This window comes from Pseudomonas lurida (assembly GCF_013522705.1).
In the GTDB taxonomy this organism is placed as follows: domain Bacteria; phylum Pseudomonadota; class Gammaproteobacteria; order Pseudomonadales; family Pseudomonadaceae; genus Aquipseudomonas; species Aquipseudomonas quebecensis.
The window spans coordinates 91,396-114,631 of the sequence record NZ_JAAMRE010000017.1 but is presented as its reverse complement, the minus strand read 5'-3'; the positions used below and the strand labels follow the sequence as shown (position 1 = coordinate 114,631).

20 protein-coding genes are annotated in these 23,236 nt (G+C 60.8%); 11 read left to right on the top strand and 9 right to left on the bottom strand.

Features of this window, described 5'->3' with window-relative positions; translation table 11 throughout:
- Positions 1 to 170: 170 nt before the first annotated feature.
- Positions 171 to 587 carry a large-conductance mechanosensitive channel protein MscL gene (gene mscL / locus G7025_RS15660; protein ID WP_181080059.1) on the bottom strand — a complete coding sequence of 139 codons (417 nt, stop codon included), beginning with the start codon at positions 585 to 587 and terminating at the stop codon, positions 171 to 173.
- Positions 588 to 874: 287 nt separating this feature from the next.
- Here mscL and katB point away from each other — a divergent pair, with 287 nt between their 5' ends.
- The 4 genes from katB to G7025_RS15640 are packed head-to-tail and all read left to right on the top strand — an operon-like array spanning position 875 to position 5,160.
- Positions 875 to 2,416: a catalase KatB gene (gene katB, locus G7025_RS15655; protein WP_181080058.1), complete on the top strand. Its 1,542-nt coding sequence runs from the start codon at positions 875 to 877 to the stop codon at positions 2,414 to 2,416.
- A gap of 57 nt (positions 2,417 to 2,473) precedes the next feature.
- Positions 2,474 to 3,013, top strand: a complete 540-nt coding sequence (locus G7025_RS15650) for an ankyrin repeat domain-containing protein (RefSeq protein ID WP_181080057.1) — start codon at positions 2,474 to 2,476, stop codon at positions 3,011 to 3,013.
- A 35-nt stretch (positions 3,014 to 3,048) separates the two neighbouring features.
- Entirely contained in the window at positions 3,049 to 4,416 is a 1,368-nt protein-coding gene (gene radA / locus G7025_RS15645) for a DNA repair protein RadA (protein WP_181080056.1), read from the top strand.
- Positions 4,417 to 4,431: 15 nt separating this feature from the next.
- A complete protein-coding gene (locus G7025_RS15640) occupies positions 4,432 to 5,160 on the top strand; it encodes a hypothetical protein (RefSeq protein WP_181080055.1) in 729 nt (242 codons plus the stop codon).
- Between the two features lie 2 nt (positions 5,161 to 5,162).
- Here the strand turns inward: G7025_RS15640 and G7025_RS15635 are convergent, their stop codons facing one another.
- Positions 5,163 to 5,531 carry a PilZ domain-containing protein gene (locus G7025_RS15635; RefSeq protein ID WP_181080054.1) on the bottom strand — a complete coding sequence of 123 codons (369 nt, stop codon included), beginning with the start codon at positions 5,529 to 5,531 and terminating at the stop codon, positions 5,163 to 5,165.
- A gap of 174 nt (positions 5,532 to 5,705) precedes the next feature.
- On the opposite strand from G7025_RS15635, the gene G7025_RS15630 reads away from it, so the two are divergent.
- From G7025_RS15630 to yjiA, 3 genes are all read left to right on the top strand, one after another.
- Positions 5,706 to 7,772: a carbon starvation CstA family protein gene (locus G7025_RS15630; RefSeq protein WP_034100834.1), complete on the top strand. Its 2,067-nt coding sequence runs from the start codon at positions 5,706 to 5,708 to the stop codon at positions 7,770 to 7,772.
- A gap of 15 nt (positions 7,773 to 7,787) precedes the next feature.
- Positions 7,788 to 7,985, top strand: coding sequence for a YbdD/YjiX family protein (locus tag G7025_RS15625; RefSeq protein WP_003194308.1), 198 nt, complete (start codon positions 7,788 to 7,790; stop codon positions 7,983 to 7,985).
- A 154-nt stretch (positions 7,986 to 8,139) separates the two neighbouring features.
- A complete protein-coding gene (gene yjiA, locus G7025_RS15620; protein ID WP_181080053.1) occupies positions 8,140 to 9,099 on the top strand; it encodes a GTPase in 960 nt (319 codons plus the stop codon).
- A gap of 96 nt (positions 9,100 to 9,195) precedes the next feature.
- Here yjiA and glyA read toward each other — a convergent pair whose 3' ends face one another.
- Positions 9,196 to 10,449, bottom strand: coding sequence for a serine hydroxymethyltransferase (gene glyA, locus G7025_RS15615; protein ID WP_017528864.1), 1,254 nt, complete (start codon positions 10,447 to 10,449; stop codon positions 9,196 to 9,198).
- 214 nt (positions 10,450 to 10,663) lie between these two features.
- Positions 10,664 to 14,515 (bottom strand): sensor domain-containing protein, encoded by a 3,852-nt coding sequence (locus G7025_RS15610; protein ID WP_181080052.1) that lies wholly within the window; start codon positions 14,513 to 14,515, stop codon positions 10,664 to 10,666.
- Positions 14,516 to 14,754: 239 nt separating this feature from the next.
- Between G7025_RS15610 and G7025_RS15605 the strand changes: the two genes are divergently transcribed.
- The 4 genes from G7025_RS15605 to gdhA all read left to right on the top strand — a co-directional run bounded on the left by G7025_RS15605 (position 14,755) and on the right by gdhA (position 18,936).
- Positions 14,755 to 15,099: a hypothetical protein gene (locus G7025_RS15605; RefSeq protein WP_181080064.1), complete on the top strand. Its 345-nt coding sequence runs from the start codon at positions 14,755 to 14,757 to the stop codon at positions 15,097 to 15,099.
- Between the two features lie 78 nt (positions 15,100 to 15,177).
- A complete protein-coding gene (locus tag G7025_RS15600) occupies positions 15,178 to 15,315 on the top strand; it encodes a hypothetical protein (protein ID WP_181080051.1) in 138 nt (45 codons plus the stop codon).
- 318 nt (positions 15,316 to 15,633) lie between these two features.
- Positions 15,634 to 17,298 (top strand): energy-dependent translational throttle protein EttA, encoded by a 1,665-nt coding sequence (gene ettA / locus G7025_RS15595; RefSeq protein WP_181080050.1) that lies wholly within the window; start codon positions 15,634 to 15,636, stop codon positions 17,296 to 17,298.
- 300 nt (positions 17,299 to 17,598) lie between these two features.
- Positions 17,599 to 18,936 carry an NADP-specific glutamate dehydrogenase gene (gene gdhA / locus G7025_RS15590; protein WP_181080049.1) on the top strand — a complete coding sequence of 446 codons (1,338 nt, stop codon included), beginning with the start codon at positions 17,599 to 17,601 and terminating at the stop codon, positions 18,934 to 18,936.
- Here gdhA and G7025_RS15585 read toward each other — a convergent pair.
- The 5 genes from G7025_RS15585 to G7025_RS15565 form a co-directional block, all read right to left on the bottom strand.
- A complete protein-coding gene (locus tag G7025_RS15585) occupies positions 18,933 to 19,430 on the bottom strand; it encodes a GreA/GreB family elongation factor (RefSeq protein WP_181080048.1) in 498 nt (165 codons plus the stop codon). The genes gdhA and G7025_RS15585 overlap by 4 nt on opposite strands.
- A 69-nt stretch (positions 19,431 to 19,499) precedes the next feature.
- On the bottom strand, positions 19,500 to 19,856 hold the full coding sequence (locus tag G7025_RS15580; RefSeq protein ID WP_181080047.1) for a hypothetical protein: 357 nt from the start codon (positions 19,854 to 19,856) through the stop codon (positions 19,500 to 19,502).
- A 118-nt stretch (positions 19,857 to 19,974) separates the two neighbouring features.
- Entirely contained in the window at positions 19,975 to 20,298 is a 324-nt protein-coding gene (locus G7025_RS15575; RefSeq protein ID WP_181080046.1) for a chorismate mutase, read from the bottom strand.
- Between the two features lie 393 nt (positions 20,299 to 20,691).
- Entirely contained in the window at positions 20,692 to 22,545 is a 1,854-nt protein-coding gene (locus tag G7025_RS15570; protein ID WP_181080045.1) for an Lnb N-terminal periplasmic domain-containing protein, read from the bottom strand.
- 91 nt (positions 22,546 to 22,636) lie between these two features.
- The gene (locus G7025_RS15565; protein WP_016973832.1) at positions 22,637 to 23,125 is read right to left on the bottom strand and encodes a DUF3015 domain-containing protein; all 489 of its coding nucleotides are present in this window, start codon (positions 23,123 to 23,125) and stop codon (positions 22,637 to 22,639) included.
- Positions 23,126 to 23,236 lie beyond the last annotated feature (111 nt).

The following is a 23,236-nucleotide window of genomic DNA, read 5'->3' as shown; positions in this document are numbered from 1 at the left end:
GCGCAGCAGCCCCAAAACATAGTCCCGGAGCTGCCTGGCATACTGCGACGCTCCTATTGGGGCTGCTGCGCAGCCCAACGCGGGGCAAGCCCGCTCGCCACAGTTACAGTGTTCCTCCTTAACTGACTGGCATTACCCCTGGAGGCGCCTTTTTTGCAAACCGGTGCGGCTTAAAGCGGCTTGTCGTTCTGTGCCTTGAGCAGATCGCGGATCTCGCCCAGCAGCACTTCTTCCTTGGTCGGCGTCGGCGGCAGGCTCGGTGCCTTGGCCTCTTCGCGCTTGAGACGGTTGATCACCTTCACGCCCATGAAGATTGCAAATGCCACGATCAGGAAGTCGACGACGCTCTGGATGAACTTGCCATACGCCAGCACCACGGCCGGTGCATCGCCCTGGGCGGCCTTGAGCGTGATCGCCAGATCACCGAAGTCCACACCGCCGATCAACAGACCGAGCGGCGGCATCACCACGTCGCCTACAAATGAGGAAACAATTTTGCCGAAGGCGGCGCCGATGATGATACCGACGGCCATGTCGACCACATTACCTTTGACCGCGAAGGCCTTGAACTCACTGATCACGCCCATAGGTTATTCCTTGTTACAGATGAGAAGGGTGGTGCCAAGTGTAAGTCAGTCGATGCGGGCTTGCGCGACACAACTGTTAACACTGTTGGTTTTTATCGACACATTAAAACGCAAATAGTTTGCAAAGTGCCACCAATCGCGCGCGAAATACCCGGAAATTCAGTGGGTTACCACACTCATTTATTAATCGGCCTGGTATGAGTTTTCTATTTATCTTCTGACTCTCGGGTCACTAGCCTCTGGCAAGCACAACTGAATGTGCATCAAAAAAACCAGAGGAAACCTTGATGAAAAATCCAACCCGCCGCGGGCCGGTGCTGGCGCGACACGCGCTGCTCCTGGCCACCGCCAGCCTGCTTTCCCTGTCTGTACACGCCGCCAACCTCACCCGCGACAACGGTGCCACGGTTGGCGATAACCAGAACTCGCAAACCGCCGGTGCCACCGGCCCGGTGCTGCTGCAAGACGTACAGCTGATTCAGAAACTGCAACGCTTCGACCGCGAGCGTATCCCGGAGCGTGTGGTGCACGCGCGCGGCACCGGCGCCCACGGCACCTTCACCGTGACCGATGGCCTCAGCGACCTCACCAAGGCCAAAGTATTCGCCGCCGGCGAGACCACTCCGGTGTTCGTGCGCTTCTCCGCCGTGGTGCATGGCAACCATTCCCCGGAAACCCTGCGTGACCCACGCGGCTTCGCCACCAAGTTCTATACCGCTGACGGTAACTGGGACTTGGTGGGCAATAACTTCCCGACGTTCTTTATTCGCGACGCCATCAAGTTCCCTGACATGGTGCACGCGTTCAAACCTGATCCGCGAACTAACCTGGACGACGATTCGCGCCGGTTCGACTTCTTCTCCCATGTTCCCGAGTCGACCCGCACGCTCACCGAGTTGTATTCCGACGCCGGCACACCCGCCAGTTACCGGGAAATGGATGGCAATGGCGTACACGCCTACAAGTTGATTAACGCCAAGGGCGAAGTGCATTACGTCAAGTTCCACTGGAAGAGCCTGCAAGGCATCAAGAATTTGGACCCCAAACAAGTGGTGCAAGTACAGGGGCGCGATTACAGCCACATGACTAACGACTTGGTCACCCATATCAACAAGGGCGACTTCCCGAAATGGGACTTGTATGTGCAAGTGCTCAAGCCTGAAGACTTGGCCAAGTTCGACTTCGATCCACTGGACGCCACCAAGATCTGGCCGAATGTGCCCGAGCGCAAAGTGGGGCAGATGGTCCTCAACCGTAATCCGGCCAACGTTTTCCAAGAGACCGAACAAGTCGCCATGGCGCCGGCCAACCTGGTGCCGGGCATCGAGCCGTCTGAAGACCGCCTGCTGCAAGGCCGTGTGTTCTCCTACGCCGACACCCAGATGTACCGCCTGGGCGCCAATGCCCTGCAGCTGCCGATCAACGCCCCGCGCGTGACCGTCAACAACGGCAATCAGGACGGCGCGATGAACAGCGGCAAGACCAGCAGCGGTGTGAACTATCAGCCAAGCCGCCTGGAACCGCGTGAAGAGCCACAAGCCGCGCGCTACAGCCAGTTGCCGCTGTCCGGCAGCACCCAGCAGGCGAAAATCCAGCGCGAGCAGAACTTCAAGCAGGCCGGTGATCTGTACCGTTCGTACAGTCAGAAAGAGCGTCAGGACCTGATTGAAAACTTCGGCGGCTCCCTGGCCACCACCGATGACGAGAGCAAGCACATCATTCTCTCGTTCCTCTATAAGGCCGATCCGGAATACGGCACCGGCGTGGCCAAGGTCGCCAAGGGCGATCTGGCCCGCGTGAAGGCGCTGGCCGACAAACTGACCGACTGACCCGTTGGTTCCGATCGGCGTCCACGCGGGCGCCGATCCCTTGGCAGGAGAACTCCCATGCGTATTTCCATTGGCTTGCTGATCGCCATGCTGGCCTTCACGGCTCGGGCCGAATCCGCCGACCCGGTCGCGCTCAAGGCGCAACTGCAGGACTATTACTTCGACGCCGCCCGCCGTGGCGACCTCGACATGCTCAATACATTCATTGAGTCCGGCTACAGCCTGAACACCCAGGACGACAAGGGCTACACCGCCCTGATCCTCGCCGCCTACCATGGCCAGGCGCCCTTTGTGGAGCGCTTGCTGGACGCCGGTGCCGACGCCTGCGTGCAGGATAAACGCGGTAACACCGCCCTGATGGGCGCGATCTTCAAGGGTGAGCTGAAAATTGCCCAGCGCCTGCTGGCCACCGACTGCAACCCCGACCAGCGCAACGGTGCCGGGCAGACCGCCGCCATGTACGCCGGGCTGTTCAAGCGCATCGAACTGCTGGATGAGCTGAAGGCCAAGGGCGCCGACCTCAACGCCGAAGACCCGGTGGGTAACAGTGCCTCGCGATTGGCCAGCGGTGAAATCCGGACCCCGGCGTCGCGCTGAGCTATCATCGCGGTTTTTCAGTTGGAGGTTCTCGAATGGCAAAGGCCAAGCGCATGTACGGCTGCACGGAGTGCGGCGCGACCTTTCCCAAGTGGGCCGGCCAGTGCGGCGAATGCGGCGCGTGGAACACCCTGACGGAAACCATGATCGAGAGCGGCGGTGCGGCTGCGCCCACCGGCCGCGCCGGCTGGACCGGGCAACAGGCGCAGATCAAAACCCTGGCTGAAGTCAGCGTCGAAGAGATTCCGCGATTTTCCACGGCCTCCGGTGAACTGGACCGGGTGCTGGGCGGCGGCCTGGTGGATGGCTCGGTGGTGCTGATCGGCGGCGACCCGGGCATCGGCAAGTCGACCATTCTGTTGCAGACCTTGTGCAGCATTGCCAGCCGCATGCCGGCGCTGTACGTCACCGGTGAAGAATCCCAGCAACAAGTGGCCATGCGCGCCCGTCGCCTGGGCCTGCCCCAGGACCAGTTGCGGGTGATGACCGAAACCTGCATCGAAAGCATCATTGCCACGGCTCGTGTGGAAAAGCCCAAAGTCATGGTGATCGACTCGATCCAGACGATTTTTACCGAGCAATTGCAATCGGCGCCGGGCGGCGTGTCCCAGGTACGCGAGAGCGCGGCGCTGCTGGTGCGTTATGCCAAGCAGAGCGGCACGGCGATTTTCCTGGTCGGCCACGTCACCAAAGAGGGTGCGTTGGCGGGGCCTCGCGTGCTGGAGCATATGGTCGACACTGTGCTGTATTTCGAGGGCGAGTCCGACGGACGCCTGCGTTTGCTGCGGGCGGTAAAGAACCGTTTCGGTGCGGTCAACGAACTGGGTGTCTTCGCCATGACCGACCGAGGGTTGAAGGAAGTTTCCAACCCTTCGGCGATTTTCCTGACCCGCGCCCAGGAGGAAGTCCCCGGCAGCGTGGTCATGGCCACGTGGGAAGGTACCCGGCCGATGCTGGTGGAGGTCCAGGCGCTGGTGGATGACAGCCATCTGGCCAATCCGCGTCGGGTGACGCTGGGGCTGGATCAGAACCGCCTGGCCATGCTGCTCGCGGTGCTGCATCGCCATGGCGGCATTCCGACCCACGACCAGGACGTATTTCTCAATGTGGTCGGCGGGGTCAAGGTGCTGGAAACTGCGTCCGACCTGGCCTTGATGGCGGCGGTGATGTCCAGCCTGCGCAACCGGCCATTACCTCATGACCTGTTGGTGTTCGGTGAAGTCGGCCTGTCCGGCGAAGTGCGCCCGGTGCCGAGCGGTCAGGAACGACTCAAGGAAGCCGCCAAGCACGGCTTCAAGCGCGCGATCGTGCCTAAGGGCAACGCGCCGAAGGAAGCGCCGGCGGGGCTGCAGGTCATTGCGGTGACGCGGCTGGAGCAGGCGCTCGATGCACTTTTCGAATAACAAGGGAACCACCCGATGCAACGATCGAACGACTGGGCGGTAGTCGCCCTGCTTGTCGCCCTGACGGGCGCGCCCGCCATGGCCGCGGCTGCCGAGCTGCCGGCCGGTTACCGCCTGGCGCAGACGCTGGCAACCGAAGAGGGCAACCAGCTGCAGATCCTGGAAGACCAGCGCATCAGCGCGCAGATGCATAAGGACAATTGGGGCAGTGGGCTGGATGAGGACTCGTTCGACGAGCCCGGCGATCTGGTCGACAACCCGCTGCTTGAGGCTCAAGTACGCCTGGTGTCGGCCGCCGATAAAGTGGTTGCGCAGCAGGACCTTGGCTACCCGCTGGCCGAGGTCGGTAAAGCCCCGCTCAAGGGTTTACCCGAGCCGGTGTATTTCCTGAGCATCGATGAGACCGCGCCGATGGGCTCCTACAGCGGCCCTGCCACTCAATTGCTGCTGCCGGCCAAACAGCAACTCACACCGCTGAGCTACACCGGCGCGGACGGCAAGCCTCAGCCGCTGACCCTGGCCCACACGGGGAAGGCCGACTGGCAGGTGGCGACGCCGGCCAGTGGCGGGCCGGATGAACTGTTGCAGGTATCGTCCTTTATGGACGGCGACGGCGAGGACGATTTCACCACGCGCTACCAGACGTATCGCTATGTCGACGGGCGATGGCAAGTCACGTCGAGTCAGAAAAAGGGCTACTGGGACATGGAAAACGAATTTCCCGGCCGCGAGGCGTTTCCCTGAGCCTATAGCGCCAGCAAGGCGCCCAACTCTCGCTCAAGTTCATCTTGATCGCCGAGGTTCAATTCGATCAGCCGTCGCAGGTGGCTGATCGAATCCAGGTCGATTTCTTTGCACACAAAGCCCAGTTGGCCGTGATCGTCATGGGTCAGCCTGACCTGCATCTTGATATGCGCTTTGGGATCCAGGCGGATATCCACCTCGAACGGCAGGTCTTTATTGCCCTTCCAATGTTCGGGCCGCTTTACTGCCAGGCCCTTGAGCGACAGATCCACTAAGGTTACTGGCCATTGCTGCTCGTTTTGGCGAAGTTCGGTTTTCGCATCCAGGGCGATCCGGCGGAAACAGCGGCGGTCGGACGGGTGATCGGTCATGGTGAAACCCTCTGAGGATGGATGGAGTGTAGCCCTGCGCCATCATTGGGCGATTTTTTCTGCTTTTTTCAGCGCTGCAGGGCTCTAGACCAATGGAGGGGGGTGGTCTTTGAGGCCAACAGCGCTAAACTCAGAGTGGCTGTCCTTTCTGTCCACCCTGGCTGGAATATAAAAATGAAAAATAATAATAGCCTGCTACGCCACTTACCCTGGCTGGTGCTGGCAATCGTAGGAGCGTGCGCCCTGGGCGTAGTGGCCTTGCGCCGCGGCGAGGCGATCAACGCCTTGTGGATTGTGGTGGCCGCAGTAGCCATTTACCTGGTTGCTTACCGTTACTACAGTCTGTTCATCGCTAACAACGTGATGCAGCTCGACCCACGGCGGGCCACCCCCGCAGTGCTCAACAATGACGGTCTGGACTATGTGCCGACCAATAAACACATCCTGTTCGGTCACCACTTTGCCGCAATTGCCGGCGCAGGCCCGCTGGTCGGCCCGGTGCTGGCAGCGCAGATGGGCTATCTGCCCGGCACACTCTGGCTGATCGCCGGCGTGGTGCTGGCCGGTGCGGTGCAGGACTTTATGGTGCTGTTCCTGTCCACCCGTCGCAACGGCCGTTCCCTGGGGGATATGGTGCGCGAAGAGATGGGGCGCATTCCGGGGACCATCGCGCTGTTCGGCTGCTTCCTGATCATGATCATCATCCTCGCGGTGCTGGCGCTGATCGTGGTCAAGGCCCTGGCCGAGAGCCCATGGGGCATCTTCACGGTGATGGCGACCATCCCGATCGCGATGTTCATGGGCATTTACATGCGCTACATCCGCCCGGGCCGCATCGGCGAGATTTCCATCATCGGCGTACTGTTGCTGCTCGGCTCGATCTGGCTGGGCGGGCAGATTGCCGCCGATCCGGTGTGGGCCAAGGCGTTCAGCTTCACCGGCGTGCAAATCACCTGGATGCTGATCGGCTACGGTTTCGTGGCGGCGGTATTGCCGGTGTGGCTGATCCTGGCGCCGCGCGACTACCTGTCCACCTTCCTCAAGATCGGCACCATCATCGCCCTGGCGATCGGTATCCTGGTCACCATGCCCGAGCTGAAAATGCCGGCGCTGACCCAGTTCATCGATGGCACCGGCCCGGTGTGGAAAGGCGGGCTGTTCCCGTTCCTGTTCATCACCATCGCCTGTGGCGCGGTCTCGGGGTTCCACGCGCTGATTTCGTCGGGCACCACGCCCAAGCTGCTGGATAACGAAACCAACGCCCGCTACATCGGTTACGGCGGCATGTTGATGGAGTCCTTCGTGGCCATCATGGCGATGGTCGCGGCCTCGGTGATCGAGCCCGGTGTGTACTTCGCCATGAACAGCCCGGCCGCCGTGGTTGGCGGTGACGTAATGGCCGTGGCACAGACCGTCAGCAGCTGGGGTTTTGCAATCACCCCGGAAGCGCTGCAGGCGGTGGCCCATGACATCGGCGAAACCACCATCCTGGCGCGTGCCGGCGGTGCGCCGACATTGGCAGTCGGTATCGCGCAGATCCTGCACAGTGTGCTGCCGGGTGAAAACACCATGGCGTTCTGGTACCACTTTGCGATCCTGTTTGAAGCCTTGTTCATCTTGACCGCTGTCGACGCCGGTACCCGTGCCGGTCGCTTCATGCTGCAGGACCTGCTGGGCTCGTTCGTGCCGGCGCTCAAGCGTACCGAGTCGTGGACCGCCAACCTGATCGCGACCGCCGGTTGTGTAGCGATGTGGGGTTACCTGCTGTATCAAGGCGTGATCGACCCACTGGGCGGTATCAACACGTTGTGGCCGCTGTTCGGCATCTCCAACCAGATGCTGGCCGGTATCGCGCTGATGCTCGCCACCGTTGTGCTGATAAAGATGAAGCGCCAGCGCTACATCTGGGTAACGATGCTGCCGGCCGTATGGCTGCTGATCTGCACCACCACCGCAGGCTTCATCAAGCTGTTCGACGCCAACCCGGCAATCGGCTTCCTGTCGCTGGCCAAGAAGTACAGCGATGCCCTGGCCGGTGGCCAGATCCTCGCGCCGGCCAAGAGCATCGACCAGATGCAGCACGTGATCTGGAACGCCTACACCAACGCGACACTGACGGCGTTGTTCCTGTTCGTGGTATTCAGCATCCTGTTCTATGCGCTCAAGGTCGGCGTCGCCGCCTGGGGCAACAAAGAACGTACGGATAAAGAAGCCCCGTTCCAGGCCATTCCGGACGCATGATCGAGGATTGCAGCCATGTTCAATGACATCAGTCGCCTGGGTAAATACCTCGGTCAGGCCGCACGCCTGATGGTCGGCATGCCCGACTACGACACCTACGTCGAGCATATGCAAACCAAGCACCCGGACAAGCCGGTGATGGACTACAAGGCGTTCTTTCGCGAACGCCAGGAAGCCCGATACGGCGGCAAGGGTGGGCCCAAGTGCTGCTGACCCGTTAGTTCGGGCTGGCGATGACCCACTGTGGGAGGGGGGTTGCCCCCGATAGCGGTGTCTCAGTGACACATAAGTGCCTGACACACTGCTATCGGGGGCAAGCCCTCTCCCACATTTGTTTTGTGTTTCTTCAGTTAATAAGGAGAACTGTTTGTCCTCTCCCATTCCAGTGACCGTCCTCAGTGGCTTTCTCGGCGCCGGCAAGACCACCTTGCTGCGCCACCTGCTCAAAGCCGAGCACGGCCTTAAAATCGCCGTGATCGAAAACGAATTCAGTGACGCCGGTATCGATACTCAGCTGTTGGGCGCCGAGCCGGTGCAGGTCATGACCCTGTCCAACGGCTGCGTGTGCTGCACTATCCACACCGACCTGACCAAGGCCCTTTACCTGCTGCTGGAACGCCTGGACAGCGGTGAGATTGCTTTCGACCGCCTGGTGATCGAGTGCACCGGCCTGGCCGACCCGGCGCCGGTGGCCCAGACATTTTTCATCGACGAGGAATTGCGCGAGCGCTACATCCTCGACGGCATCATCACCCTGGTGGACGCAGCCCACGCCGAGCACCACCTGACCCAGACCATCGCCCAGGCGCAGATTGGCTTTGCCGACCGCTTGTTGGTGAGCAAGCGTGATCTGGTGGACGCCACCACATTCGACGCTCTCAGCGAACGCCTGACGCGTATCAACCGTCGCGCGCCGATCCACGTCGTCGAGCACGGCAAGATAGATTTGGCTCAGTTGCTCGATGTCCGTGGTTTCAACCTCAATGCCGGCATGAGCCTGCGTCCGGTGAGCCAGGCGCCGTCCATCGACCGTATCTCCAGCCTGGTGCTGCGCACCGACCAGCCGCTGGACATCGACCGCCTCAGTGAATTTATGAACGAACTGCTGGAAGACCACGGCAAGCAATTGCTGCGCTACAAAGGCGTGCTGAATATTGCCGGGGAGGAGCGGCGCATGGTGTTCCAGGGTGTGCTGAAGCTCTATGGTTTCGACTGGGACACGCAGTGGGGCGAGGGTGAGGCTCGGGAGAGTGTGATCGTGTTTATTGCCGATGAATTGCCGGAAGACAAGATCCGCGAAGGCTTTGCCAAGGTCTACCAACCCTGAAGACCATGTGGCAGGGGGCTTGAGCGCATTTCACATTGAAATCTGGCATAAAAAAGCCCGGCTCTAGAGCCGGGCTTCTTATTCAAGCAACTGCAATCAAGCGCCGTATACCGGCAGCTTCTTGCAGATGGCCTTGACCTTCTCACGTACCGCGTCGATCACGGCTTCGTTGTTCAGGTCAGCCAGGATGTCGCAGATCCAGCCGGCGAGTTCCTTGCACTCTGCTTCCTTGAAGCCGCGAGTGGTCACAGCCGGGGTGCCGAAACGCAGGCCGGAAGTGACGAACGGCGAGCGTGGGTCGTTCGGTACCGAGTTTTTGTTCACGGTGATGAAGGCTTTGCCCAGGGCAGCGTCCGCATCTTTACCGGAGATGTCCTGCTTGATCAGCGACAGCAGGAACAGGTGGTTTTCAGTACCGCCGGACACCACGTCAAAGCCACGCTCGATGAACACACCGGCCATGGCCTTGGCGTTCTTCACCACTTGTTGCTGGTAGGTCTTGAACTCAGGCTGCAGGGCTTCCTTGAAGCAGATCGCTTTAGCGGCGATCACGTGCTCCAGCGGGCCACCCTGGGCACCAGGGAAGACGGCGGAGTTCAGCTTCTTCTCGATCTCGGCGTTGGCGCGCGCCAGGATCAGGCCGCCACGTGGACCGCGCAGGGTTTTGTGGGTGGTGGTGGTGACCACGTCAGCGAATGGCACCGGGTTCGGGTAGACGCCGGCGGCGACCAGACCGGCCACGTGGGCCATGTCGACGAACAGGTAGGCACCGACTTTGTCGGCGATGGCGCGAAAACGCGGGAAGTCCAGGATCTGCGAGTAGGCAGAGAAACCGGCCACGATCATTTTCGGCTTGTGCTCAACGGCCAGGCGCTCGACTTCGTCGTAGTCGATCAGGCCATTGGCATCGATACCGTATTGAACGGCGTTGTACAGCTTGCCGGAGGAGGACACGCTGGCGCCGTGGGTCAGGTGACCGCCGTGGGCCAGGCTCATGCCCAGAATGGTGTCGCCGCCTTGCAGCAGGGCCAGGTACACGGCGCTGTTGGCCTGGGAACCGGCGTGCGGCTGGACGTTGGCGTAATCGGCGCCGAACAGTTCCTTGGCACGGTCGATGGCCAGTTGTTCAACCACGTCGACGTACTCGCAACCACCGTAGTAGCGCTTGCCCGGGTAGCCTTCGGCGTACTTGTTGGTGAGTACAGAGCCTTGAGCCTCCATCACCGCAGGGCTGGTGTAGTTTTCCGAAGCGATCAGCTCAATGTGCTCTTCCTGGCGCACGGCTTCTTGCTCCATGGCGGCGAAGAGATCGGCGTCGTACTTGGCAATAGTCAAATCACGGCTGAACATGGCGGTCCTCAAGGATCGGGGGCAGAAAAGGAGGGCATTCTAACCCAGGCGCTTGTCAGAAGGGATATGAAACATAGTCATGGCGATGAAGCGCCAGCTTCAAGTTGCAAGCCACAAGCTAGGAGTAAAAGCAGTTCGTTTCTTCTTGCCGCTTATAGCTTGAAGCTTGCCGCTGCCCTCTTCATGTTCGATTGATTGGAGCTGTTGGTCCCAATCAATCGAACATGAAGAGGGCATCATTGCTGAACTGCGCCTCGAAACGATTCGCCGGCATCGGCCGCCCGAACAGGTAGCCCTGGACCTCGTCGCAACCATGTTCGCGCAGGAAGTCCAGTTGCTCATGGGTTTCCACGCCCTCGGCGATCACCGCCAGGTTCAGGCTGTGGGCCATGGCGATAATCGCGCGGGCGATCTGCGCGTCCTGTTCGCCGGAGGGCAGGCCGTCGACGAAGGTGCGGTCGATCTTCAGCACATCGATGGGGAATTGCTTGAGGTAGTTGAGCGACGAGTAACCGGTGCCGAAGTCGTCCACCGCAATGCTCAAGCCCAGGTTTTTCAGGCTGTCGAGGATGTGCATGGCTTCGTTGACTTCACGCATCAGGATACTTTCCGTCAGCTCCAGTTCCAGACACGCCGGCGGCAGGCCGGTGTCCTTCAGAATGTTGGCGATGCGCGTGCCCAACTGGCCGTCGGAAAACTGCCGCGCGGAGATGTTCACCGAGACTTTCGGCACGCGCACTTTGTTCTGATGCCAGGTCTTGAGCTGGCGGCAGGCCTCGCTGATGACCCAATCGCCTACGTCCACCACCAGGCCCAGCTCTTCCAGTACCGGGATGAAATCGCCTGGGGGCACCAGCCCGCGCCGTGGGTGGCGCCAGCGCAGCAGGGCTTCGGCGCCGGTCAGGCGTTTGCCGTCGCCGCTGAACTGCGGTTGGTAATAGAGCACGAATTCGTTCTGGTCGAGGGCGTGGCGCAGGTCGCTTTCCAGTTCCAGGCGTTCCAGGGCGCTGGCGTTCATGTCGGCCTGGTAGAACTGGAAGTTGTTCTTGCCGCGCTCCTTGGCGTGATACATCGCCGTGTCGGCGTTTTTCATCAGTTGGCTCAGCTCATTGCCATCCTGCGGGCTCAGGGCGATACCGATACTGGCGGTCACAAAGAACTCGCGGCCTTCCAGCACGAACGGCTTCACCAGGCTCGCAAGGATTTGCTCGGCCACATGAATGGCGCGGTTGAGCGCCAGTTCACGATTGACCCGCGGTTGCAGCAACAAGGTGAATTCGTCGCCGCCCATGCGCGCTACGGTGTCGTCTTCGGCCACGCAGCCGAGCAGGCGGGTTGCCATTTCCTTGAGCATGCGGTCGCCGGCGGCGTGGCCCAGGGAGTCGTTGATCGGTTTGAAGCGGTCGAGGTCGAGGAACATCAGCACCACCCACGACTTCTGCCGTTCGGCCGCCTGCAACGCGGTGTGCAGGCGGTCCTGGAACAATGTGCGGTTGGGCAGGTGAGTCAGGGCGTCGTAATAGGCCAGGCGGTGGATGCGCTGCTCGCTGGCCTTGCGCTCGCTGATGTCGCTGAAGAAACACACATAGCTGGCCAGGTCGCCTTCGTCGTCGAACACTGCGGTAATGCCGACCCAGGCCGGGTAATGCTCGCCGTTGCGGCGCTTGAGCCACACCTCGCCTTCCCAGGTGCTGTGCTGGTGCAATTGCTTGAGAACGTAGCGCAGGTGGGCTTCCTGCTGCTCGTCGACGGTCAGCATGTTCGGCAACTGGTCCAGTACATCCGCCACTTCATAGCCACTGACGCGGCTGAACGCCTCGTTGGCCTGCACGATATAGCCGGCCGGGTCGGTGATCAGGATCGCCGATGTGGAGTGCTCGAATACCGTGGCCGCCATGCGCAGGTCTTTTTCCGCGCGGCGTTGCTGGCTGATGTCGCGGCCCACGCCGAGGATGCCCTCGAAGGTGCCGTGCTCGTCCCATACCAGCACCACGCGCAGTTCGATCGGCACTTTGCGGCCATCGGCGCGCAGGCAGTCGAACAGAAACAGCTGGGTCTGCACCTGATCGCGCAGTTTGCTCAGGGCCGCCTGGTCGCCCAGCGCGCGACTGACCTGTTCCACCAGGCTGTAGATGCCGGCCAATTGCTGCGGGTTGGCGATGATCGATTGCCAACCGTTCTTGAACACCCAGTCCACGTCATAGCCCAGCACCGCATTGACCGATGGGCTGATGTAGTTGAGCGCCAGCTGGCTGTCGGTGGAGCAGATCACGTCGCTGATGCTTTCGGCGAGCATGCGGTAGCGCTGCTCGCTGTCGCGCAGCGATTCGCTGGCTTCGATCTGGTCGGTAATGTCCTTGGCCACGCCGATGATGCGCGTGACTTGCGAGCTCTTGTCCCGGGCCAGGGCCTGTTCACGGATATCGAAGCGTCGCCACTGGTTGTTGCGATGGCGAAAGCGCAACTGACAGTGCAGCTGGGTCGCGTAGCCCGCCTGGCGTTGCTGCTGGCGCAGCTCGTGGTAGTGCTCGGCATCTTCGGGGTGGAGCAGGATCTCCCAGAAGTACTCGCCCATTTGCTGCAGTTCGGCGCGGTTATAGCCGAGCGTGTGGCCCAGGTGATGGTTGCTGAAAATCATGCGTTGGCTGATCACGTCCTGCACATACAGGTGGTCGGGCACCGTACGGACCACGTCCGACCAGAAGCTTTCGCGCTCCACCAGCGACAGCTCGATCAGCTTGCGGCTGGTGATATCGCTGATGCTGAGGATCACCGCCTTGAAATCGTCCTGCTGCTCCGGCAAGCGCATGACCAGCCACAGGTACTGTTCGTTGCCGGCCACGTCCTTGAGCTGGATTTCCAGCTCCAACTGGTCCTGCTGAGTCAGGACCGCCTCAAGCACCTGATAGCCGATAGAGGTAGCGTTGTCCGGGCAATCGCTGATCAGGCGCTGCCAGGCCTCTTCGCACGAGCCTACGTTCAGCAGGCGCACCGCCACCTGGTTGATTTCAGTGATGCGCAGTTCGCTGAGCACTAGCCGGCACTGCGCCGGGTCGGCCAGTCGCCAGGCCTGCAGTTGCTCGCGGGTCTGCAGGCGAGCCTTATCGAAAAAGGCATTGAGCCCCGACAGGTCCAGCACGCACAGGGCCACGCCGGTGCCTTCGAAAATATCCTGATAACGGCGCCGGCCCTCATGCACTTGGCGCTGACGGCGGCGCATGTTCAGCAGGACAATCACCGGGATCAGCGAGAACGCCAGCCCCAACAGGCATTTACCGATAAACGCCGGCAGCAGTTCTTCGAGCACGGCGGTGCGGTCGAACAGGCCGCGCAGTTGCCAGTCGCTTTTGCTCAGGGGAGTGATCAGTACGGTTTTGTTCAATTCGTCCGGGGTCAGGGCACCGGCCCATTGGGCCGGCATGCCGGTGTCGCGGCTGATCACGCGGTGGTTGAGGCGATTCTCGATGGCCCACGTCGGGCGCTGGCCCTGATTGTCCTGGGGAGTCAGGTTGGCCAGGTACTCGGGCGCCAGGCGTAGCGCCCAGTAGACCCGCGAGCCGCCGCTGGGCTGGTGGAGCAGCAAATAGATGAGGGAACCGTCGTCGTTGTTGCTCAGGTAATACGCCTGGCCGTGGCTGCGCTCTACCAGCTCGTCGAGCCAGGCGCTGTCCTGGCTGTCCGTGGCACTGTCGCTGATCATCGCGCCGCTGGGAGCCAGCAGGGCGACGCTGCGCAATTCCGGCAGGGAACGCTGCAGTGTGCGCATCAAGGCCTGTTGCTGTTCGCTGTCGCGGGGCGCCTCGACCATCGGCAGCAGGTTGAGCGCGATCTTGGCGCTCAGGGCCATGTTCAGGCTGATTTGTTCGGCCAGGTCGGCGCTGTAGTCGATGGTGTATTGCTGTTGGTTTTTCTGGTTTTGCTGCAGTTGATCCAGCAGTTGCCAGAACAATAAAGCGAGCAGCAGCAGGACGAGCGTCGCCAATGCGCCTTTGAGAGGACCGTGCAGGGGCGCTCCTGGCGCTAGATGAGCGGCGCGCAAAGGAGTTGGCGGCGTGACTTTGGACAAGCTGTAATCCTGCGGTTTGGCTGGACTGGCGCGCGACGTGCACTATAAGCCGGACGCCCGGAGGGCGGCTAGCATGCCTTGACTTGTGGCAAAGTGCCAGTCCCGCCCGACTGAACGTGGCCGCGAGCGGCCGCGTCAGTCGTCCGTTTCAATCGACTTGTTGTCCTGCCTGAGCATGTTCGATCAAGTAGGGGTTACGTAGCTTTGTGAGCGGCAAATGCCGTTCACAGGGATACGTCATGAATAGTTTTCTGCACACTTCAAGCCAAGATGAAAATGATCATGCACGGTTCGAAATAATTAGAAGAAGCGAGCAGGGTGCACCAGAAACAGTAGCTTATATCCGCGACATTTATCAGCGCCGTTACGGGGCCGATATGACGCCCGCTTCCGACTGGCTGGTGGCACGTCGCAACCTGGCCAGTGGTGCGTTGTCGAGCGGCGCCCTGATCATGCTCGCCGCCCTGGGCTGGGTAGCCGGCGCGACGGTGTGCGGCAAGCGTCTGGCGCGGGTGGATTCCGAGAAGACTGACTGGGGTAGGCATGCATTACGATGGAACACACTATTCAGCGCTGGTCATTGAAAGGCAGTTGAGCAGGATTGACGACGAGGGCGAGCCCCACAGGCACCCCGTCGGTCAATTCGTGTTGGTAAAAAAGGCATGCTCCACGGCCACACGGAGGACCAGCGCTGGTTGCTCAAGCCTGGCATGGCCGTATGGATTGCGCCGCAGACCCTGCACGCCGGCATGGTGCACAGCCAGGTCGACCTTATCGTGCTGTACCTGGGCTTCGATTAATCCAAGGATTTCCCACCACCCTTAAACTGATTGAAGCCTGCGCGCTGATCGTTTCGCTGTGCGACCGACTGGCCGAGGAGGCCGTTCGGCCCACCGGCAGCGCGGCAGATCCATCGCGGGGTACTGGGCCAGGCGCTGTGCACCTCGGCGATCCTGCTGGTGATGCTTTTGCACAGTACGCTGGACCTGAACGTGCTGGCCATCAGGTTGTTCTGATGCCGGCTGTGTGACACCGGTCGGCGTTCTGCATCTGTGCACAGGTTCATCTTGACGTAGAATACCGGCCTTTGTTTACACAGTTCATCAGAGGGCTCCATTTTGGCTCAATACGTCTTCACCATGCATCGGCTGGGCAAAGTCGTCCCACCGAAGCGGGAAATCCTGAAAAACATTTCGTTGTCCTTCTTCCCCGGCGCCAAGATCGGCGTGCTCGGCCTCAACGGTTCGGGTAAATCCACCCTGCTGAAAATCATGGCCGGCGTCGACACCGAATTCGAAGGCGAAGCGCGCCCGATGCCGGAGCTGAACATCGGTTACCTGCCGCAGGAGCCGATTCTGGATCCGACCAAGACCGTGCGCGAAGTGGTCGAAGAGGCCGTCAGCGTGATCAAAGACGCCCAGGCGCGCCTGGACGAGGTGTACGCCGCCTACGCCGAACCGGATGCCGACTTCGACAAGCTCGCCGCCGAACAGGCCAAGCTTGAGGCCATCCTGCAGGCCGGCGACGGTCACAACCTGGAGCGCCAGCTGGAAGTTGCCGCCGATGCGCTGCGCCTGCCGGCGTGGGACGCCAAGGTCGAGCACCTCTCCGGTGGTGAAAAGCGTCGTGTGGCCCTGTGCCGCCTGCTGCTGTCGGCCCCCGACATGTTGTTGCTCGACGAACCGACCAACCACTTGGACGCCGATTCCGTCGCCTGGCTGGAACATTTCCTTCACGATTTCCCGGGCACCGTGGTTGCGATCACGCACGACCGTTACTTCCTCGACAACGTGGCCGGCTGGATCCTCGAACTCGACCGTGGCGCCGGTATCCCTTACGAGGGTAACTACTCCGGTTGGCTGGAAGCCAAGTCCGACCGTCTGGCGGCCGAGTCCAAGCAGCAATCGGCTCACGAAAAAGCCATGAAGGAAGAACTGGAATGGGTGCGCAAAGGCGCCAAGGCCCGTCAGTCCAAATCCAAGGCGCGTCTGCAACGCTTTGAAGAAATGCAGTCGCAGGAATTCCAGAAGCGCAGCGAAACCAACGAGATCTACATCCCGGCCGGTCCGCGCCTGGGTGACAAGGTCATCGAATTCAAGAACGTAACTAAGGGCTACGGCGACCGCGTGTTGATCGACAACCTGTCGTTCTCCATGCCAAAAGGCGCGATCGTCGGCGTAATTGGTGGTAACGGTGCGGGTAAATCCACGCTGTTCCGCATGCTGATGGGCAAGGAAACTCCGGATTCGGGCAGCATTGAAATCGGTGAAACCGTGCAGCTGGCCTGTGTTGACCAGAGCCGTGAGGACCTGGACGGCAGCAAGACCGTGTTCCAGCAGATTTCCGACGGTTCCGACCAGATCCGCATCGGTAACTATGAAATCCCGTCGCGCACCTATGTCGGCCGTTTCAACTTCAAGGGCGGCGACCAGCAGAAGTTCGTCAAGGACCTGTCCGGTGGTGAGCGCGGCCGCTTGCACCTGGCCCTGACCCTGAAAGAGGGCGGCAACGTGCTGCTGCTCGACGAACCGTCCAACGACCTCGACGTCGAAACCCTGCGTTCCCTGGAAGAAGCCCTGCTGGACTTCCCTGGCGCCGCCATTGTGATCTCTCACGACCGGTGGTTCCTTGACCGCGTCGCGACGCACATCCTGGCATACGAAGATGACTCCCAAGCGGTGTTCTTCGAAGGCAACTACACCGAGTACGAAGCCGATCGCAAGAAGCGCCTGGGCGATGCTGCTGCCCAGCCGCACCGCGTACGCCACAAAAAACTGGCCTGATTCGGGCCGGGTTGAAAAAAGCGGTGCCCTCGGGCACCGTTTTTTTTGCACATTTTCCCTGCCCCACATCATTCAACTGTGGGAGGGGGCTCGCCCCCGATAGCGCTTCCTCTGACAGTGCACACCCCAGCTTGGCAATCCCTCTTTAAGTGCATAAAACGCCCATTTCCCTGATTTATTTATATCCATTGCACCATTTAAATTCACAAAGGCGACATTTTGCCCTGTCGCGGTGCGACATGAATTGTTAAAGTCCGGCCCAATCTCATTTTAAAAACAATCAATTTGCCGAGACTCTTCATGATCGAATCCGTCGAATCCTTCCTCGCTCGCCTTAAGAAACGTGACCCCGACCAGCCGGAATTTCACCAGGCAGTAGAAGAAGTCCTGCGCAGCCTGTGGCCGTTTCTTGAAGCCAATCCGCACTATCTGACCTCTGGCATCCTGGAGCGCATGTGCGAGCCCGAGCGTGCGATTACGTTCAGGGTTTCGTGGGTGGATGACCAGGGCAAGGTCCAGGTCAATCGCGGATTCCGCATCCAGATGAACAGCGCGATCGGCCCGTACAAAGGCGGCCTGCGCTTCCATCCGTCGGTCAACCTGGGGGTTTTGAAATTCCTCGCCTTTGAACAGACCTTCAAGAATTCCCTGACCTCGCTGCCCATGGGCGGTGGCAAGGGTGGTTCGGACTTCGATCCCAAGGGCAAGAGCGACGCAGAAGTGATGCGGTTCTGCCAGGCGTTCATGAGCGAGCTGTACCGGCATATCGGTGCGGATGTCGACGTGCCGGCCGGTGATATCGGCGTGGGTGCCCGTGAGATCGGCTTCCTGTTCGGCCAGTACAAACGGCTGAGCAATCAGTTCACCTCGGTGTTCACCGGCAAGGGTATGGCCTACGGCGGTAGCCTGATCCGCCCGGAAGCCACCGGTTTTGGCTGTGTGTACTTTGCCGAAGAGATGCTCAAGCGCGACGGCCTGCGCGTGGAAGGCAAGCGCGTCGCGGTATCCGGGTCCGGCAATGTGGCGCAATACGCGGCGCGTAAGGTCATGGACCTGGGCGGCAAGGTGATTTCCTTGTCTGACTCCGAAGGCACCCTGTACGCCGAGAGTGGCCTGACCGAAGAACAATGGTCGGCGCTGCTGGAACTGAAAAACGTGCAACGCGGCCGTATCAGCGAACTGGCCGAGCGCTTTGGCCTGGAGTTCCGCAAAGGGCAAACGCCGTGGGCGCTGGCCTGCGACATCGCCTTGCCCTGCGCCACCCAGAACGAGCTGGACGCCGACGCCGCCCGCACGTTGTTGGGCAATGGCTGCATCTGCGTGGCTGAAGGCGCCAATATGCCGACCACGCTGGAGGCTGTGGATATCTTTATCGAGGCAGGGGTTCTGTTCGCACCGGGCAAAGCATCCAATGCCGGCGGTGTGGCGGTGAGCGGCCTGGAAATGTCGCAGAACGCCATGCGCCTGCTATGGACCGCCGGGGAAGTGGACAGCAAGCTGCACGGCATCATGCAGTCGATCCACCACGCGTGCGTGCACTATGGCGAAGAACACGGCCGGGTTAACTACGTCAAAGGCGCGAACATCGCCGGCTTCGTGAAAGTCGCCGACGCGATGCTGGCCCAAGGCATCGTCTAAACCTCGGCGTCGATGTGCAGCACTTCGATCAACTGATCGCCGACGGGGCGCTTCCACAACACCTCGTCACCGACCCGCGCACCGAGTAATGCGCGGCCGAGGGGTGAACCCCAGTTGATCAAACCGGCGTTGGCGTCGGCCTGGTCTTCACCCACCAGTTGGATGCGCTGCTGTTCGTCTTGCTCGTTGGCGAAGGTGACCCAACTGCCGATCTGTACCTGGTCGGTGGACGTGGCAGGCGCCACTACCTGGGCGCTTTGCACCCGCTGGTTGAAATAGCGCAAATCCCGCTCAAGGTCCGCCTGGCGCTGTTTATCGGCCTGCTCGCCCTTGGCGGATTCAGCGCCATGTTCCTGCTGCAACTGCGCGACTTTGGCGTGCAACTGCGCCAGACCTTGCGCGGTCAGGCGGTTGGGTTGCTCACTGACTTGACGCTCCACCGGCTGATCGGCCTGGGCGGCGGCGTTATCTTCATTAACAAAAGCACGGCTCATCATGATCTCCTCTATGGAGCTTGGGCCATGTTCGCCGCGCTTTAGTTTCGCTGGATGTCTGAAAGCGACCTATTGGGCGCGATAGGCCCGAGCCGCATCGCGATCCTTCTCCTGCTGCCACTCACGTTCGCGCTCATCCCAATGGCGCTCTTTGTAATCGCGCAGTTCTTCGTTCTCCCGCATCGCCTTGCACTGGCGAAAACCGTCCTCCCAGCCTTCGGCATATTCGCGCTGCTTCAGATAGCGCGGCACGTTCTTGCGAAACTCCCCGCTGATCACCCCAGCCGCCTGGCGACCGCTGCTGCAGCCATCGTCAAAGCCATCGGCGAACGCCGGCGGATAACCCTTGGCCAATAATTCCTGATGGGTGGTCTGACAACCCGCCAAGCCCAGCACCGCATACAACATGACCGCATAGCGCCACATGGCGTACTCCCTGGCCGTTTTACGGCTGATAGGGAAAGTCTAGAAGGGGATTCGTCGGACGGATGTGAAGCGGGTGTGAGAAATGTGTTGGGCTTTACGGTTGACGCCAAACCTGTGCTCAGCTGACTTCAGGGGGGCAGGCCGCCCGTTGAGTGGTCAGCGCCGCATGGTCAGCCAGTTCCTGTTGGATAAACGCTGCAATCATGGCGCGGTACACCTGCTCGGTGACTTGCGGATTGGCTCCCGCCGCCTGCGCCAGATTGCGCACTTTAGCGATCACTTGTTCGACCCGTTGCGGTGCCTTGACGCCATCGGCATCTTTCTTGAAGTGGGCAGCCTGGGAGACGTAGCGGCCGCGTTCGGCCAGCAGGGTGACGATTTGCTGGTCGAGGCGGTCGATGTTGGTTCGCACTTCTTCAAGGGTGGTGCAGATGACGGCCATGTCGAGTGAACTCCTGATTGTGCAGGCAATGCTAGCAAATGTGGGAGGGGACTTGCCCCCTGATGGCATAGGTATCTACACAGCTTTGGCTTAACGCTAAACGCCCGGCGGAAGAGCTGTTGTGGCGAGCGGGCTTGTCCCGCGTTGGGCTGCGTAGCAGTCCCAAAACCAGCCCCTACAGAGTGTCTGATACACCGCGTTCTTCTTTACCGGGGCTGCTACGCAGCCCAACGCGGGACAAGCCCGCTCGCCACAGGGAGTTTTTTCAGGATCGGAAAAGTTGTGTAGAGACCCATGCCCCGATAGAGGTGTGTCAGCCACTCGATACTGGACTGAACCGCCGCCATCGGGGGCATACCCCCTACCACATGTTCGTTTTCCGGCAGGCGTTGGTCAGTAGTGATACCACTTCACTTCCAGCATCACTTCATTGACCGGCGAAGATAAATGGCTGTATTCGCGCTGGGCGCTCAGGCGCAGGCCCAGGTTGCGCGACAGTTCCCATTGCTGGTTGAGGCTGAGGCTGCGCCGTACTTCGCCATTGGTGAAGAAGTCACCCTTGGCTTCCAGGCTCAGGTTGCCCAGCGGGTTTTTCCACAGCACGCCGGTGTTGAAGCCCGCAGCGGGGGAGATGGCTTCGCTGAAGTCGTTGTTATGCTCCACCCGCACGGTGCCAAGGGCAAAGCCGAGCATGTCGTCGCGCAGTTGCCAGGTGCTGCCGGCGCCACCATTGACGTGGGCGACCAGGGTTTCGTCGTCGTGTTTGCCCGGTACGCGCTCCAGGCCACCGGTGACTTGCCACGACCAGGGTTGCAGTAACGCGTTGCGTGGAGTCAGGGAGCGGATGGTGGCCAGGTCCAGTTGCTGCAGTTGCCAGTGATTGCCTTCGTACTGGCGCAGTTTCATTTGCAGGATTTCGATCTGCGCGCCGAGGGGGAAGCCTTCGGCGTTGTCGTTGAGGTCGTGGTAAGCCATGCGCAGGCCGTATTCGCCGAAGGCCTTGTCGCCACGGGTGCCGATGCCGGCTTGCCAGGTACGTGATTCATGGCCGTCTTCCGGCAGGCCGGGCGGCTGGATCTTGAGGTCGGGCGCGGGGTTCTGGTTGATCGCGCGCAGCAGTTCGAAGCTGCGCTGGGAGCGGGCGGTGTCGCGCTCCAGGCCGTTGGCGCGGTAGCGGCCCAGGCGGTAGGCAGCGTCGATAATCAGGGCCTGGCGCTCGCGGGGCAGGGCTTTGAAGGCCGCTTGCTGCAATTGTTTCTGGTCGTCGCTGATCTTGAGCACCCATTGCTGCTCGTCGCCGTCCAGGGGTTTGGCGCGTTCAAGCAATTCGCGCTCGCGGGACGGGCGATAGTCGATTTTTTCCACCAGACCGGCCTCCTTCACCGCTTTGACGGTGTCGGTGGGGATGGCGGTCAGCGGGAATTGTTCGGTCAGGCGCAGGCCGGGGCGCGCCACTTGCAGCAGTTCCAGCAGGCGATAGGAGCAGTTTTCGTCGAAGAAGAAGTAATCGAACTGGATCTGCTTGAGTTCCCACACATGCTCGACCATGCGCTCGGTCTCGACCTGGGTAAGGTTGAGGCGGTATTCCCACAAGTCACGGTTCTCCAGGCTACGGTACTCGGAGAGTTTTTCCTGGTAGGGCACCAGCGCGAACAGGCCGGGGTAGCCGCCCATCAGGCCTTTCCAGGCGTAGAGGATGCTGTTGTCCGAGCCCTCGATATACGCGCCGAAGTTGATCGCGTAGCTGAGCAGCGCGGTGTTGTTGCTCTGCACGTCGGCCTGGTCGATGCGCAGCAAGGTGTGGCCGAACATCGACGATGGGCTGTTGAGGTAGGCCGCCGGGAAGATCATCACCGCGCTGTGGGGAGCGACGTCTTTGAACCATTGCTTGAATTCGGCGCAGTCCACGGCGGGCAGGTCGGTCAGGTGCAACTGATCCTTGAGCCAGCGGGTACGTGCGGGGTAAACGCATTGGGCGTGTTTTTCACCCAGGTTGGCGGGCGCATAGAGTGCGTCGACGGTGGCCTTGAGTTCCGCGTCCGGATGGTGAGCGCCATCGGCCGCGAGGAAGAATTTCTTATCGCTGACATAACTGCGCCAGCCTCTGAGCTTGCCGGCTTCGTAATGGCCCAGGGAAAGCCAGAACGGATCGTTGGCCAATTGCTGCAAACGCTGATCATCAAGGTGCGGGGCCGCATACAGCGGGGCGCAGGCGAAGAGTGCCAGACAGGCAATTCGTTTGAGCATAGAGGCAACTTAAGTCGGAAATAGAAAGACCCAAAGGGGAGGCGGGCCCAAAAATAAAACCCGCGCCTGGAGAGGCGCGGGCCGGTCGAGCTTAAGCCTGGGTCGCGTATTTCGCCAGACGGGCATCGCTTTTCAGTACAGCGAGGGTGTTGTTGTGCACGTCGTCAGCGGTCACGTCAGCCTTGCTGAAGATCTGCTGGAAGTGCTCGTGGGTCACGGCAGCGAAGTGCTCGCGATCTTCAGGGGCAACGCCCAGTACCACGGCGTAGGTGGTCAGTGCTTCGCCATTACCCTTGGCCATGTCTTCGGACAGCTCGTTCATCATGCCATTCATGGCAATCCAGGACTTGCCGCCGTAGGTCAGCGCGCTGTTGGTGCTGCAACCGTTGGTACCCGAGGTCATGCCGAAGGTGGCGTTACCGGAGGTGCCGTTGGTGGTGGAAGCCAGGAAGTGAGCCGGAGTACCGCGCTGGCCTTCGAACAACATGTTGCCCCAACCGCAGTTCGGGCCACCTGGCGCTTCTGCCATTGCATTGAGGGAGACGACGGTGAAGAGAGTACCGAGAAGGATCCGTTTCATAGCTTTGTTCTCTTTGTGTGCAACCAATGGACAAGGGTTCAGGCACTTCATAGCGCCCCAGGGATCGGTTATTAGTCCAACCCGCGCAGTTTGGAGTTTAGGCACGTTCGA

Coding starts and splice junctions, on each gene's coding strand:
- mscL (WP_181080059.1), bottom strand. CDS start 587: ATGGGCGTGATCAGTGAGTTCAAGGCCTTCGCGGTCAAAGGTAATGTG.
- katB (WP_181080058.1), top strand. CDS start 875: ATGAAAAATCCAACCCGCCGCGGGCCGGTGCTGGCGCGACACGCGCTG.
- G7025_RS15650 (WP_181080057.1), top strand. CDS start 2,474: ATGCGTATTTCCATTGGCTTGCTGATCGCCATGCTGGCCTTCACGGCT.
- radA (WP_181080056.1), top strand. CDS start 3,049: ATGGCAAAGGCCAAGCGCATGTACGGCTGCACGGAGTGCGGCGCGACC.
- G7025_RS15640 (WP_181080055.1), top strand. CDS start 4,432: ATGCAACGATCGAACGACTGGGCGGTAGTCGCCCTGCTTGTCGCCCTG.
- G7025_RS15635 (WP_181080054.1), bottom strand. CDS start 5,531: ATGACCGATCACCCGTCCGACCGCCGCTGTTTCCGCCGGATCGCCCTG.
- G7025_RS15630 (WP_034100834.1), top strand. CDS start 5,706: ATGAAAAATAATAATAGCCTGCTACGCCACTTACCCTGGCTGGTGCTG.
- G7025_RS15625 (WP_003194308.1), top strand. CDS start 7,788: ATGTTCAATGACATCAGTCGCCTGGGTAAATACCTCGGTCAGGCCGCA.
- glyA (WP_017528864.1), bottom strand. CDS start 10,449: ATGTTCAGCCGTGATTTGACTATTGCCAAGTACGACGCCGATCTCTTC.
- G7025_RS15605 (WP_181080064.1), top strand. CDS start 14,755: ATGAATAGTTTTCTGCACACTTCAAGCCAAGATGAAAATGATCATGCA.
- G7025_RS15600 (WP_181080051.1), top strand. CDS start 15,178: ATGCTCCACGGCCACACGGAGGACCAGCGCTGGTTGCTCAAGCCTGGC.
- gdhA (WP_181080049.1), top strand. CDS start 17,599: ATGATCGAATCCGTCGAATCCTTCCTCGCTCGCCTTAAGAAACGTGAC.
- G7025_RS15585 (WP_181080048.1), bottom strand. CDS start 19,430: ATGAGCCGTGCTTTTGTTAATGAAGATAACGCCGCCGCCCAGGCCGAT.
- G7025_RS15580 (WP_181080047.1), bottom strand. CDS start 19,856: ATGTGGCGCTATGCGGTCATGTTGTATGCGGTGCTGGGCTTGGCGGGT.
- G7025_RS15575 (WP_181080046.1), bottom strand. CDS start 20,298: ATGGCCGTCATCTGCACCACCCTTGAAGAAGTGCGAACCAACATCGAC.
- G7025_RS15570 (WP_181080045.1), bottom strand. CDS start 22,545: ATGCTCAAACGAATTGCCTGTCTGGCACTCTTCGCCTGCGCCCCGCTG.
- G7025_RS15565 (WP_016973832.1), bottom strand. CDS start 23,125: ATGAAACGGATCCTTCTCGGTACTCTCTTCACCGTCGTCTCCCTCAAT.